This window comes from Ensifer sp. LC384, assembly GCF_001695865.1.
Classification (GTDB): domain Bacteria; phylum Pseudomonadota; class Alphaproteobacteria; order Rhizobiales; family Rhizobiaceae; genus Ensifer.
In genome coordinates this window covers 158,423-171,164 of the sequence record NZ_MBST01000056.1, presented here as the reverse complement: position 1 = coordinate 171,164, position 12,742 = coordinate 158,423, and the positions used below count along the sequence as shown (strand labels likewise).

Genomic DNA, 12,742 nt, shown 5'->3' with positions numbered 1-12,742 from the left:
CGTGAAGCGGTTTTGCGATAAAGACATGGTTGAAAAAGAAACTCCCCCCGCGAAGCATGCCTTCGCGGGGGGGGGGGGCTTTTGTCATTCGAGTTCGAAGCCGATCGGAAGATGATCGGACCCCTTGGCGTCATAGTCGGTCCAGGCGTCGTTCAGACGCGGCACCAGGCCGGCGCTGATGAAGCAATAGTCGAGATGCATGCGCCTTTGAGGATCGTCGGGATGAACCCAGCTATAGCTTTCCGGCGTCAGCCGACCGAGATGGGCGAGCGCATCGACCGGGTTTTCAAGCCTCAGCGAGCGTCCATAATAGGCGTCGCGGGAGCCGGTCATCTCGCAATATTCAGGCGTTTCCGGCTCCATGTTGAAATCGCCCATGACGACGAAATCCTCCGGATGCGGCGGCTCGGCAAAGCCGAAATCCGCAGCACCGGTGATGCCGCCGCCTTCGAGCGGATAGCCGAGCAGCCGCTCCTTGAGAAATCGGATCTGGGCGATGCGCTCGGCGGGAAGCACATGGTCGAGATGCACGGAATAGACGCGCAGCGGCCCGTCCGGAGTGGCGATCAGTGCCTCCGTCGCACCGCGCTGCAGGTTCATCGGGCTGATGGTCCGGGTGCGGGGAAGAGAAATCATCCGGGCCGACAGGATCGGCCAGCGCGACAGGATCATGTTGCCGAACTGGAAGCGCCGGCTGACGGCGCGCCCGTCTTCGACCGTCGAGCCGATATCGATGTCGCAAGGCGCGTGGAAGGCAACGAAATGACCGGGGAAATGCGCCTCGAAACGGGCAACCAGATCGACGTGGCCATTGCGGTGAAAACCGCGCGTCACTTCCTGCAGCGCGATGACGTCGGCGCCGTCGAGCGTTGCCGCGATGCGCTCGAGGTCAAACTGACCGTCAAGACCGATGCCGTATTGGATGTTGTAGCTGGCAAACCGCACGATATTCTTTGACCTCCGGATGAACCGCCTATATCGATGGCGGCAAAATACGACCGCGCGAATACACCGAACAGATGGCAGCCCAATGAAATTTCTCGACGAAACGAAAGTCTACATACGCTCCGGCGACGGCGGCGCAGGCGCCGTGTCGTTCCGTCGCGAAAAGTTCATCGAATTCGGTGGACCGGACGGCGGTGACGGCGGCCGCGGCGGCGACGTCTGGGTCGAGGCGGTCAACGGCCTCAACACCCTGATCGATTTCCGCTACCAGCAGCACTTCAAGGCCAAGACCGGTACGCACGGCATGGGCCGCAACCGCACGGGCGCCGGCGGCGCCGATGTGACGCTGAAGGTTCCGGTCGGCACCCAGATCTTCGAGGAAGACAGCGAGACGCTGATCGTCGACATGGTCGCCGAGGGCCAGCGCTACCGGCTTGCCGCCGGCGGCAATGGCGGCTTCGGCAACGCCCACTTCAAGTCCGCCACCAACCAGGCGCCGAGCTGGGCCAATCCTGGCCTCGAAGGCGAAGAAAAGACCATCTGGCTGCGGCTGAAGCTGATCGCCGACGCCGGCCTCGTCGGCCTGCCCAATGCCGGAAAATCGACCTTCCTTGCCGCCTGTACCCGGGCGCGACCGAAGATCGCCAACTATCCCTTCACCACGCTGCACCCGAACCTCGGCGTCGCCACCATCGACGGCAACGAGTTCATCATCGCCGACATTCCTGGCCTGATCGAAGGCGCGCATGAAGGCGTGGGCATCGGCGACCGTTTCCTCGGCCATGTCGAGCGCACGCGCGTGCTGCTGCATCTCGTCTCCGCCCAGGAAGAAGACGTCGCCAAGGCCTACAAGACCGTGAAGCACGAGCTCGAAGCCTATGGCGGCGGGCTCGAAGACAAGCCCGAGATCGTCGCGCTGGCGCAGATCGACGTGCTCGACGAGGACGAACTGAAGGTGAAAGCCAAGGCCCTGGCAAAGGCCTGCGGCGAGCAGCCCCTTCTGCTTTCGGCCGTCACCAGCAAGGGCATGACCGAAGCACTGCGGGCGCTGCGCACCGTCATTGTCGCGGCAAAGTCCGGAGAAGAGAACGTCTGACATGACGAAGACCCGCAAGCCGCTTCAAAAGTATCGCCGGGTCGTCATCAAGATCGGGTCGGCCCTGTTGGTCGACCGCGCGACCGGGCTGAAAAAGGCCTGGCTCGATGCCATGTGCGCCGACATCGCCGCCCTCAGAGCCAAGGGCGCCGACGTTCTCGTCGTCTCCTCCGGCGCCATCGCGCTTGGCCGAACCGTATTGAAGCTGCCGGCGGGCGCCTTGAAGCTTGAAGAAAGCCAGGCGGCTGCGGCCGTCGGCCAGATCGCGCTTGCGCGCGCCTGGTCGGAAAGCCTTTCGGCCGACGCGATCGTCGCCGGCCAGGTGCTTTTGACGCTCGGCGACACCGAGGAGCGCCGCCGCTATTTGAACGCCCGCGCCACGATCAATCAGCTCCTGAAGCTCGGCGCCGTGCCGATCATCAACGAGAACGACACGGTCGCCACCACCGAGATCCGCTACGGCGACAACGATCGCCTGGCCGCCCGCGTCGCCACCATGATCGGAGCAGACCTGCTGGTGCTGCTTTCCGACATCGACGGTCTCTACACGGCGCCGCCGCATCTCGACCCCAACGCCCGTTTCCTCGACGCGATCGCGGAGATCACGCCCGAAATCGAAGCGATGGCAGGGGGTGCCGCCTCCGAGTTGTCGCGCGGCGGCATGCGCACCAAGATCGACGCCGGCAAGATCGCAACCACCGCCGGCTGCGCCATGATCATCGCCTCGGGCAAACCCAACCATCCTCTGGCGGCCATCGAGGACGGCGCTCGCTCGTCTTGGTTCGCGCCTTCGGGATCGCCGGTGACCGCACGCAAGACCTGGATTGCCGGACAGCTGCTGCCCGCCGGCACGCTCGCAATCGATGCCGGCGCCGAGGATGCCCTGCGTTCCGGCAAGAGCCTGCTGCCCGCCGGCGTGCGCGAGGTGAAGGGCACCTTCAGCCGCGGCGACACCATTGCCATTCTCGGCGCATCGGGCCGCGAGATCGCCCGCGGGCTTGCCGGCTATGATGCCGACGAGGCGCGCCAGATCGCCGGCAAGAAATCCGCCGAGATCGCGGCGATCCTCGGCTACGCCGGCCGCGCCGCCATGGTGCATCGCGACGATCTGGTGATGACCGGCAAACGCGCCGACGAGAAGGACGGCCGGAGGGATGAAGTCCATGCTTGACGAAGTGAAGAAGGAAGACGTCGAGAGCGTCATGCTGGAGATCGGCCGCCAGGCGAAGGCCGCAAGCCGCCCGCTTGCCGTTGCCACTGCCGAGCGCAAGCACGCAGCCCTCGTCGCCATGGCCGAGACGGTCGTCAATCGCCGGGACGAGATTCTTGCCGCCAATGCGATCGATCTTGAAAACGCCCGCCAGTCTGGCGTCGCCGCCTCCTTCATCGACCGCCTGACGCTGACGGAAAGCCGTATCCGCGACATGGCGAACGGCATTCGCGCGATTGCCGAATTCAGGGATCCGGTCGGCGACGTCATCGCCGAGTGGGATCGCCCCAATGGCCTGCATATCGAGCGCGTTCGCACGCCGCTCGGCGTCATCGGCGTGATCTACGAGAGCCGCCCGAACGTGACGGCTGACGCCGGCGCGCTGTGTCTGAAGGCCGGCAATGCCGTTATCCTGCGCGGCGGCTCCGACAGCTTCCATTCCTCGCGCGCCATCCATGCCTGCCTCGTCGAGGGCCTGAAAGCCGCCGGCCTGCCCGAACATGCGATCCAGATGGTGCCGGTCGCCGACCGCGCCGCCGTCGGTGCCATGCTCTCCGGCCTCGGCGGCACGATCGACGTGATCGTTCCGCGCGGAGGGAAAAGCCTCGTCGCGCGGGTCCAGAACGAGGCGCGCGTGCCGGTGTTCGCCCATCTCGAAGGCCTCTGCCACATCTATGTCGACGCATCCGCCGATCTCGCCATGGCCGAAAAGATCGTCGTCAACGCCAAGATGCGCCGCACCGGCATCTGCGGTGCCGCCGAAACGCTGCTGATCGACAGCAATGCCGCGGGCACGCTGGCAAAGCCGCTGCTTCAGGCGCTGCTCGCGGCCGGCTGCGAAGTGCGGGTGTCCGGGGAGCTTGCCGGTAGCGTCGATGGCCTGAAGCCGGCGACCGACGCGGATTGGTCGACGGAATATCTCGACGCGATCATCTCGGTCCGGCTGGTGGACGGCATCTCCGGCGCGATCGAGCACATCAACACCTGGTCGTCGGCGCATACCGAGGCCGTGATCGCCGAAAATGCTGATGTCGTCGAGCGTTTCTTCGCCGAGATCGATTCCGCCATCCTCCTGCACAATGCCTCGACCCAGTTTGCCGATGGCGGCGAGTTCGGCATGGGTGGCGAGATCGGAATTGCCACCGGCAAGATGCACGCCCGCGGCCCTGTCGGCGTCGAGCAGCTGACATCGTTCAAGTATCGCGTGCGCGGTGCCGGACAGGTCAGGCCCTGACGTGACATCCTGCGAAGTGAACGGCCGCTATCTGCGCATGCCCCATGTTGAAAGCGGCATGGTGGTCGGCCTGTTCGGCGGCTCGTTCAACCCGCCGCACGAGGGGCATGTGCTGGTCGCCGAAACGGCGATCCAGCGCCTTGGCCTCAGCCAGCTCTGGTGGATGGTCACCCCCGGAAACCCCTTGAAGAACCACGACAATCTGGCGCCGCTCGCCGACCGCATCGCGCTCAGCGAAAAGCTCGCTCCGGATCCGCGCATCAAGGTGACCGCCTTCGAAAAGGCACTGGGGCAGAGCTATACCGCCCGCACGCTGGAGATCGTAAAGGCCCGCAACCGCGATATCCGCTTCGTCTGGATCATGGGCGCCGACAACCTGAAGAGCTTTCACCGCTGGCAGAACTGGCAGAAGATCGCCCGCACCTTCCCGATCGCGGTCATCGATCGGCCGGGCTCGACGCTTGCCTATCTCTCTTCGCGCATGGCCAAGACCTTCGACTATGCCCGCATCGACGAGGACGATGCCCGGCGCCTTGCTTTTCACCGGGCACCCGCCTGGACCTTCGTCCACGGGCCGCGTTCCTCGATGAGTTCGACGGCGCTGCGGTCCGCCAGGACGGCGTGAAATCGAATGATTCATTTCTCGTGTCTTGAAACCGTTCTGGTTTGATGCCTACATTTACTGACGGTTCGGGCGAAACGGTCGAATCGGAAGTGCCTGTTCTGTTCACTTGGAAAGGAAAAACCCTGACAACAGCACACGCCAAGGGATATGCGGCCTCCGCGTTCCCACGCAGCACGGGATCTAGCGACGAAGCCGCTGTCCGTGCGCTTCAACTGGTCCTCGAGAGCCTAGAGGACTCGAAGGCAGAAGATATCGTCACCATCAACATTGCCGGCAAGTCGGCGCTGGGAGACTTCATGGTCGTTGTCTCCGGGCGATCGAGCAGGCATGTGGCGGCAATTGCCGACCATCTGACCACGGATCTGAAGGACGAGGGTTTCGGCAACGCCCGCGTCGAAGGTCTGGAAACAGGTGACTGGGTGCTGATCGATACCGGCGATGTGATCATTCACATCTTCAGGCCGGAAATCCGGGAGTTCTACAACATCGAAAAGATGTGGGCGACACCGGAAATCGAGGACGGCACGCTGCATTGAGACCGCCGGGTTCGTCGGACGTCTGAGCCGTCACGCGAGCCGAGTTGCGGTCATGCATGTTGGGAATGTGGCTGTCATCGCCGAAGCGGCGTATCACAGCGAAGATGATTGTTGCGACTGACCGTAGCTTGCAGCGCTGTCGCGTCTGGTATGACGCGTAAAGGTCGCTGTTGGGCTTTAGCGCGCTGCAGGATCTTCTCCTTGAATCGATCCCGGTTTCAGGAGTTATGCAGGTGCGCGGTCCAGCGCAGGCGGAGACGGATGTGTCATGCGTATCGGACTTTTCGCAGTCGGCCGCCTGAAGGCGGGGCCGGAAAAAGACCTTGCGGCCCGCTATCTCGATCGTTTTGCCAAGGCCGGTCCGGCAATCGGTCTTGAACTTTCCCGCGTGGTCGAAGTCAACGAAAGCCGCGCGTCCAATTCCGACACCCGCAAGCGCGACGAGGCATCGCAGCTCGAAAAGGCGCTCGCCGAAGGCAGCCTGCTGGTGCTGCTCGACGAACGTGGCAAGGCGCTTGATTCCGAGGGCTTCGCATCGCTGCTCGGCACCTTTCGCGACGGCGGCAAACGCGATCTGATGATCGCGATCGGCGGCGCCGACGGGCTCGACCCGAACCTTCATGCCCGCGCCGACGCCGTGCTCAATCTCGGCAAGATGACCTGGCCGCATCAGCTGGTGCGGATTCTGATCGCCGAACAGCTCTATCGCGCCGTGACCATCCTCTCCGGACATCCCTACCACCGTGTCTGAGACGCACGACGCACCGGCGATAACGAGAATATGTGTTGGTCGCATCCCCCAAATCAGATTAGGCTTTTTTGTTGAAGAGAGCGTCGCGCGCCCGGCAAGGAAGCGCAGCGAACACTCACAAACGTTGAAACTGCGCATGACGCTTTCCGGAAATCGTTTCCGGTTGGCGAACATATGCGCCGGTATTTCCAGTTGGACGCCTAAGGACGAATGACGCGCCGAAGCATGATGAGCGCTTTCGAAAAGATCGGTGGCGATGCATGGCGGCCCAGCCGCAGTGCGGCGCTGCTGGCGCTTGGGCTTGCCGTCGCGCTTCCCGCTGCGGCCCAGGATGCCCCGGCAACGCCTGCTGCATCGGGCGCGGATCAGCAACAGGGGCCGCCCGATCCGGCCGCAAACCTGACGCTTCGTCGCGATAGCACCCGCAGCGAACTCGATGCGCTGTCGAAAACCATTACGCTGTCGCAGGAGCGCGCCGACGAGCTGGCAGCGACCATTGCCGAGATCGACAAGAGCAACGAGGCGCTGCGCGTCGCCATTGTCGATTCCGCCAAGAAACGGCAGGATCTGGAGCAGCAGATCGTCGACGGCGAGAAGAAGCTGAGCGAGTTGCGCACCAAGGAGGATACGGTACGCCGATCCCTGCGCGCCCGCCGCGGCGTGCTGGCGGAGGTACTGGCAGCCCTGCAGCGCATGGGCCGCAACCCGCCGCCGGCGATCCTGGTGACGCCCGAGGATGCGCTCGGCTCCGTTCGCAGCGCCATTCTGCTCGGTGCTGTCGTCCCCGGAATTCGCGAGGAAACGGATAACCTCGTCGCCGACCTCAAGGCGCTCGCCGATATCCGCGCCGGCATCGGCAAGCAGCGCGAGGAGCTGACCGCGGCGATGACGGCCAATGCCGAGGAAGAGCGCCGCATGTCGATGCTCGTGGCCGAGAAGGAAAAGCTGCGCCAGAAAAGTGCGGCCGAGCTCGCCGCCGAGCAGCGCAAGGCGCAGGAACTCGCCTCCCAGGCGACCAATCTCGAAGGCCTCATCGGTTCGCTGGAAAACGAAATCGCCTCGGTGCGCGACGCCGCCGCCGCCGCCCGCGCCCAGGAGGAAGAGCGCTTGCGCATGAGCGAGGCCGAGCGCGAAGCCGCGCGCGAGCTTGCCCGCAGCGCCGTGCCCGACAAAAACCGCATTGCGCCAGCATACGTGTTTTCGGAGCTGAGGAGTAAGCTTGCCTATCCGGCCGCGGGATCGCTTTTGCGAAAGTTCGGCGATGCCGATGGTACGGGGCACTCCCTGCAAGGGATCATGTTGGAAACCAATCCCGGTGCGCTGGTGACTGCGCCGTCAGATGGCTGGATCGTCTATGCAGGCAATTTCCGCAGTTATGGGCAGATGATCATTCTCAATCCGGGCGACGGCTACCATGTGGTGCTGTCGGGCATGGAGAAGGTGAGCGTACAGACCGGACAATTTGTCGTGGCGGGTGAACCGCTTGCGACGATGGGTGCAAAAAGAGTCGCAAGCGCTGCGGCCTTGGCGCTGGAAACCGACCGGCCGACGCTTTACATTGAATTCCGAAAAGACGGAAAACCGGTTGATTCCCGACCGTGGTGGACCGCAGCAGAGGTTGGAAAGGCGCGAAATGATACGTAGGGCTTCACTTGTTCTGGTCGGGGCGCTGATGGGTGCGACCGCTATGGGCGTCATTTATTCGGCTGTCGTTCCAGCCGTCGCGGCCAATACCTCGACCTATCGCGAGCTGGCGATTTTCGGTGACGTTTTCGAGCGCGTGCGCGCGCAGTACGTCACCCCTCCGCAGGATGACAAGCTGATCGAGAATGCCATCAACGGCATGCTCTCTTCGCTTGATCCGCATTCGAGCTACATGAACTCGACCGATGCCGAGGACATGCGCACCCAGACCCGTGGCGAATTCGGCGGCCTCGGCATCGAAGTGACGATGGAAGACGACCTCGTCAAGGTGACGAGCCCGATCGACGACACGCCAGCGGCCCGCGCCGGCGTTCTCGCCGGTGACTTCATTTCCAAGATCGATGGCCAGGATGTTCGTGGCCTGAAGCTCGAGGATGCGGTCGAGAAGATGCGTGGCGCCGTCGGCACCCCGATCAAGCTGACGATCCTGCGCAAGGGCGCAGACAAGCCGATCGAACTGTCGATCGTGCGTGACGTGATCGCCGTTCGCGCCGTCAAGTTCCGCACCGAGGGCGACGTCGGCTATCTCCGTGTGATCTCCTTCACCGAGAAGACTTACGACGACCTGAAGAAGGGCATCGAGAAGATCAAGGCGGAAGTGCCGGCCGACAAGCTGAAGGGCTATGTTCTCGACCTGCGCCTCAACCCGGGCGGTCTGCTCGACCAGGCGATCAACGTTTCGGATGCCTTCCTGGAGCGCGGCGAGGTCGTTTCGACCCGTGGCCGCAATCCGGACGAGACCCGCCGCTTCAACGCGACGCCAGGTGATCTGAGCGACGGCAAGCCGGTGGTCGTTCTCGTCAATGGCGGCTCGGCCTCCGCGTCGGAAATCGTTGCCGGCGCCCTGCAGGACCTGAAACGCGCGACCGTGCTCGGCACGCGTTCCTTCGGCAAGGGCTCGGTCCAGACGATCATTCCGCTCGGCGAAGCAGGCGCTCTGCGCCTGACGACGGCGCTCTACTACACGCCGTCGGGCAAATCGATCCAGGGGACGGGCATTACGCCCGACATCAAGGTCGAACAGCCGCTGCCGCCGGAACTGCTCGGCAGGGTCGAGGCCCAGGGCGAATCCGATCTGCGCGGCCACATCCAGGGACAGAGCGAAACCGACGAAGGTTCCGGCTCGGTCGCCTATGTGCCGCCGGAGCCGAAGGACGACCTGCAGCTCAACTACGCGCTTGACCTCTTGCGCGGCAAGAAGACCGATCCGGCCTTCCCGGCAAGCCCGGAACAGGCCGAACTCAAGAAGTAAGCCTTTAAAGGCGCCGGGCTGGTCAACCCGGCGCCTTTATACTATGTGGGCAGCAGGTGCTGCCGGAAACCGCTGATTCTCATAAAGACGGCGCATCCCTCACCGGCAACTCTCCTTCAGGTCGACCGAGGCTCCGTTTGGGAACAGATCTCAATGCCCCCCTTGGCCAGAACCGCCGGGAAAAGACCGCGCCAAAGCGCAACCGTCGCCGCCTGCTCAGCTATTCCGTTGTCGGCATCTTTACTGTTTCCGTGATCGGCCTTTCCGTCTGGAACGCCATCGCTCCGGATGGGTTGCGCAGACAGCCTTCGACACAGGGCGAGGCTTCGCCGGAAACGGCCCAGATGGCGGAAAAGACACCCAACCCGACAAGCGGGCAATCATCGAACACCAGCGGCGGGGCGCTTAAGCCGGGCAACGCCTTTTCTGGGGCTCATGTCGAGGAAACCCTGACGAACGACGGCACGACCGTCACCAAGTTCTCGCCGCGCCAGCGCGACGGTAGCGGTCCCGCGCTGATCAATGTCGGACCGATACGCGGCCAGGACCCGCGCATGGCCGCTCTTCCGAATGACGATCTGTTGGAGGAAAGCGCCCAGGGCCGATTGCCGATCACCGGAGCGGATGGCTTGCGGCCGATGGATCAATATGCCCGCCCCTGGTCCGGCGCGCGCGGCACCCGCATCGCCCTTGTGGTCGGCGGCCTTGGCCTCAGCCAGACCGGCACGCAGAAGGCCATCCGCGACCTGCCGCCAGACGTCACACTCGCCTTTGCCGCCGCCGGCAACAGCCTGCAACGCTGGATGCAGGAGGCAAGACGCAGCGGCCACGAGATCCTGCTGCAGATCCCGATGGAACCGTTCGATTACCCGGACAACGATCCGGGACCGCACGCGCTCCGCCTGTCGCTCGGCGCGACGAAGAACCTGGCCGAGCTGCACAAAAGCATGGCGCAGATCACCAACTATACCGGCATCATGAACTATCTCGGCGGGCGCTTTCTCTCCGATGCCGATGCTCTCGAACCGGTGATGCGCGATCTCGACAAGCGCGGAGTGCTTTTCCTCGACGACGGCACCTCGGCGCAATCGCTGTCCGGAAAGCTCGCCGATGCCTTCGACGTTCCGCATGGCTTTGCCGACATGACCGTTGACAGCGAGCTCAGCCGCAGCGCCATTCTGAAAAAGCTCGATGAACTGGAGCGCATCGCCCGGCGCAACGGCACGGCCATCGGCGTTGCCTCCGCCTTCGACGAGAGCGTCGCCGCCATCACGCAATGGGCCGGCGAGGCGCAGGGGCGCGGCATCGAGATTGTCGGCGTCTCGGCGCTCGTGAAGGATCCGGAGCAAAGATAGACCGAGCGCTTCTGCGGCGTCGTGCTTTACGCCAAGCGCGAGAGCGCCGCCCGCACGAAACCATTGCGGACCCGGAACAGGGGTGCGATGAGACATCTCGACGGTTCGAACATTAGGGCAGCGCTCGGCCGTGATCGTTCGGCGCCTTGAGCCAGGAGAGGACAGCGGATGAGCAAACACAACGACAAGAACCTGCGGCCGGAAGACCTGCCCTATCGCCCCTGTGTCGGGGTCATGGTGCTGAACCATGCCGGCCTCGTCTGGGCCGGTCACCGGGTTGCCGTCGGTAACTCAGAATATGACGGCTCGCCGCAGCAATGGCAGATGCCGCAAGGCGGCATCGACAAGGGCGAAGACCCGCTGAAAGCCGCCTATCGCGAGCTTTATGAAGAGACGGGCATGCGCACCGTCTCGCTCCTGGCCGAAGCACCGGGTTGGATCAACTACGATCTGCCCTCGCACCTGATCGGCATCGGCCTCAAGGGCAAATTTCGCGGCCAGACGCAGCGCTGGTACGCCTTCCGCTTCGAGGGCGACGAGAACGAAATCGCCATCAACCCGCCTCCAGGCGGCCACGAGCCGGAATTCGACGCCTGGGACTGGAAGCCGATGCGCGACCTGCCGCAGATGATCGTGCCCTTCAAGCGCAAGGTCTACGAGGACGTCGTCGCCGCCTTCGCCCATCTGGTTCCATAACGGCGTCTTGCAGGAACAGGGGCTGGGCCGCACCGAGTAATATCAACGCAGGTTGCTATGACACCGGCGTTGTCCGGCGCGAGGCCCGAAACCAGTTGGGCACAGGGTCGCGGCGCGTTCGTGGGCAGATCGGCATCGGCGTCCAAGCAGAGTTTCAATCCGGCCGGCGAGGATCCGCCATGCCGGCGGCAGCCGGCAGCCTCCGCGCCTATCCTTTAAGCGCCACCAGGCGACGACCGGGCCTTGGATCTCCATGGCCTATGCCAGAAACCAAAAAGCCGCCGAAATGATCGGCGGCTTTTTCGTGCGAATGGAACAAGACGCTCAGTCGGCTTCGGCCTCGTTGGCCGGCGCTGCGTTGAGCTGGCCGTATTTCGTTTCGCCGATCTTATCGAGAAGTTCGAGCTGGGTTTCGAGGAAATCGATGTGGCCTTCCTCGTCGGCAAGCAGCTCTTCGAACAGCTTCATGGAGACATAGTCTCCGGCATCGTGACAGATGTCGCGTGATTTCTTGTAGGCCGTGCGGGCGTCGTATTCGCCGGCAAGATCTGCCGTCAGCACTTCCTTGACATTCTGGCCGATGCGCAGCGGACCGACCGTCTGCAGGTTCGGATGACCTTCGAGGAAGATGATGCGCGCGACGAGCTTGTCGGCATGGTGCATTTCCTCGATCGACTCGGCACGTTCCTTCTTGGCAAGGAGCGTGTAGCCCCAATCCTCAAGCAGGCGGAAATGCAGCCAGTACTGGTTGACGGCACCGAGTTCGAGATAGAGCGCTTCGTTAAGCTGCTCGATGACCTTTTTGTCGCCTTTCAAGATCCGCCCTCCGGTTGTCTTCATGGAATTGTTTGAGGCGGGCCATGAAATCAAATATCTCGACATCCGTCGAGTCGCGACGGCCGTGATATTGCTCGGTGGTACGGATGATGATGTCGACGACGTTGGGGAAGCAACCGCAGCAGCGACCGCGTTTTTCCATCGCGTGATAGACTTTCGCCGGCACGATCAGCTGCCAACAGTCCTCATCGAGGAGGCTTACGATCGTATCCTCGATCTCTTTTTCCGTGATGAAATTGCAGCTGCAAACCAGCATGTCGTCTTGCCTGTGAAACGCAACGCCCTGAATTCGCTCATAAAGCAAAAGAGGATATTTATTGTCAACAAAAAACTCCGCGAGCGGAAGTTGCACGCTGATTAGAACGAATCTAAACATGACAAAAAACATCGCATTTTCATAATATTAGCTCAGCATTGATGACCTTTCCTCCTGTGGATTTCGCCGCAACTGCCGCAGGATACTGCGACATTTTTACACAGGGTCACGGCCAGGTTCAGCCT

The 12,742-nt window shown here is 63.0% G+C and carries 13 protein-coding genes; 10 read left to right on the top strand and 3 right to left on the bottom strand.

From position 1 onward, the window contains the following. Nucleotides 1-84: 84 nt before the first annotated feature. Nucleotides 85-945: an endonuclease/exonuclease/phosphatase family protein gene (locus BC363_RS28395; protein WP_065780609.1), complete on the bottom strand. Its 861-nt coding sequence runs from the start codon at nucleotides 943-945 to the stop codon at nucleotides 85-87. Between the two features lie 85 nt (nucleotides 946-1,030). On the opposite strand from BC363_RS28395, the gene obgE reads away from it, so the two are divergent. The 10 genes from obgE to BC363_RS28345 all read left to right on the top strand — a co-directional run bounded on the left by obgE (nucleotide 1,031) and on the right by BC363_RS28345 (nucleotide 11,404). Then, on the top strand, nucleotides 1,031-2,041 hold the full coding sequence (obgE, locus tag BC363_RS28390) for a GTPase ObgE (protein WP_065780607.1): 1,011 nt from the start codon (nucleotides 1,031-1,033) through the stop codon (nucleotides 2,039-2,041). Between the two features lies 1 nt (nucleotide 2,042). Further along, nucleotides 2,043-3,212: a glutamate 5-kinase gene (proB, locus tag BC363_RS28385; RefSeq protein WP_065780605.1), complete on the top strand. Its 1,170-nt coding sequence runs from the start codon at nucleotides 2,043-2,045 to the stop codon at nucleotides 3,210-3,212. Continuing rightward, nucleotides 3,205-4,485 carry a glutamate-5-semialdehyde dehydrogenase gene (locus BC363_RS28380; RefSeq protein WP_065780597.1) on the top strand — a complete coding sequence of 427 codons (1,281 nt, stop codon included), beginning with the start codon at nucleotides 3,205-3,207 and terminating at the stop codon, nucleotides 4,483-4,485. The genes proB and BC363_RS28380 overlap by 8 nt, the downstream gene beginning before the upstream one ends. Before the next feature lie 16 nt (nucleotides 4,486-4,501). Next, on the top strand, nucleotides 4,502-5,110 hold the full coding sequence (locus tag BC363_RS28375) for a nicotinate-nucleotide adenylyltransferase (protein WP_139109920.1): 609 nt from the start codon (nucleotides 4,502-4,504) through the stop codon (nucleotides 5,108-5,110). Between the two features lie 44 nt (nucleotides 5,111-5,154). Further along, a complete protein-coding gene (rsfS, locus tag BC363_RS28370; protein WP_083222446.1) occupies nucleotides 5,155-5,646 on the top strand; it encodes a ribosome silencing factor in 492 nt (163 codons plus the stop codon). A gap of 268 nt (nucleotides 5,647-5,914) precedes the next feature. After that, complete coding sequence (gene rlmH / locus BC363_RS28365; RefSeq protein WP_065780595.1) at nucleotides 5,915-6,397, top strand: 23S rRNA (pseudouridine(1915)-N(3))-methyltransferase RlmH; 483 nt, start codon at nucleotides 5,915-5,917, stop codon at nucleotides 6,395-6,397. 228 nt (nucleotides 6,398-6,625) lie between these two features. Further along, a complete protein-coding gene (locus BC363_RS28360) occupies nucleotides 6,626-8,041 on the top strand; it encodes a murein hydrolase activator EnvC (protein WP_141690465.1) in 1,416 nt (471 codons plus the stop codon). After that, nucleotides 8,031-9,353: a S41 family peptidase gene (locus tag BC363_RS28355; protein ID WP_065780593.1), complete on the top strand. Its 1,323-nt coding sequence runs from the start codon at nucleotides 8,031-8,033 to the stop codon at nucleotides 9,351-9,353. Before BC363_RS28360 ends, BC363_RS28355 begins: the two co-directional genes overlap by 11 nt. A gap of 137 nt (nucleotides 9,354-9,490) precedes the next feature. Next, nucleotides 9,491-10,708, top strand: coding sequence for a divergent polysaccharide deacetylase family protein (locus BC363_RS28350; protein ID WP_065780591.1), 1,218 nt, complete (start codon nucleotides 9,491-9,493; stop codon nucleotides 10,706-10,708). 168 nt (nucleotides 10,709-10,876) lie between these two features. Continuing rightward, entirely contained in the window at nucleotides 10,877-11,404 is a 528-nt protein-coding gene (locus BC363_RS28345; RefSeq protein WP_065780588.1) for an RNA pyrophosphohydrolase, read from the top strand. 324 nt (nucleotides 11,405-11,728) lie between these two features. On the opposite strand, the gene bfr is transcribed toward BC363_RS28345, so the two are convergent. Then, entirely contained in the window at nucleotides 11,729-12,220 is a 492-nt protein-coding gene (gene bfr / locus BC363_RS28340; protein ID WP_065780584.1) for a bacterioferritin, read from the bottom strand. Further along, the gene (locus BC363_RS28335; RefSeq protein ID WP_053249341.1) at nucleotides 12,186-12,497 is read right to left on the bottom strand and encodes a (2Fe-2S)-binding protein; all 312 of its coding nucleotides are present in this window, start codon (nucleotides 12,495-12,497) and stop codon (nucleotides 12,186-12,188) included. Before BC363_RS28335 ends, bfr begins: the two co-directional genes overlap by 35 nt. Between the last annotated feature and the right edge of the window lie 245 nt (nucleotides 12,498-12,742).

Coding starts and splice junctions, on each gene's coding strand:
- BC363_RS28380 (WP_065780597.1), top strand. CDS start 3,205: ATGCTTGACGAAGTGAAGAAGGAAGACGTCGAGAGCGTCATGCTGGAG.
- BC363_RS28360 (WP_141690465.1), top strand. CDS start 6,626: ATGAGCGCTTTCGAAAAGATCGGTGGCGATGCATGGCGGCCCAGCCGC.
- rsfS (WP_083222446.1), top strand. CDS start 5,155: ATGCCTACATTTACTGACGGTTCGGGCGAAACGGTCGAATCGGAAGTG.
- BC363_RS28345 (WP_065780588.1), top strand. CDS start 10,877: ATGAGCAAACACAACGACAAGAACCTGCGGCCGGAAGACCTGCCCTAT.
- BC363_RS28335 (WP_053249341.1), bottom strand. CDS start 12,497: ATGCTGGTTTGCAGCTGCAATTTCATCACGGAAAAAGAGATCGAGGAT.
- proB (WP_065780605.1), top strand. CDS start 2,043: ATGACGAAGACCCGCAAGCCGCTTCAAAAGTATCGCCGGGTCGTCATC.
- BC363_RS28355 (WP_065780593.1), top strand. CDS start 8,031: ATGATACGTAGGGCTTCACTTGTTCTGGTCGGGGCGCTGATGGGTGCG.
- rlmH (WP_065780595.1), top strand. CDS start 5,915: ATGCGTATCGGACTTTTCGCAGTCGGCCGCCTGAAGGCGGGGCCGGAA.
- obgE (WP_065780607.1), top strand. CDS start 1,031: ATGAAATTTCTCGACGAAACGAAAGTCTACATACGCTCCGGCGACGGC.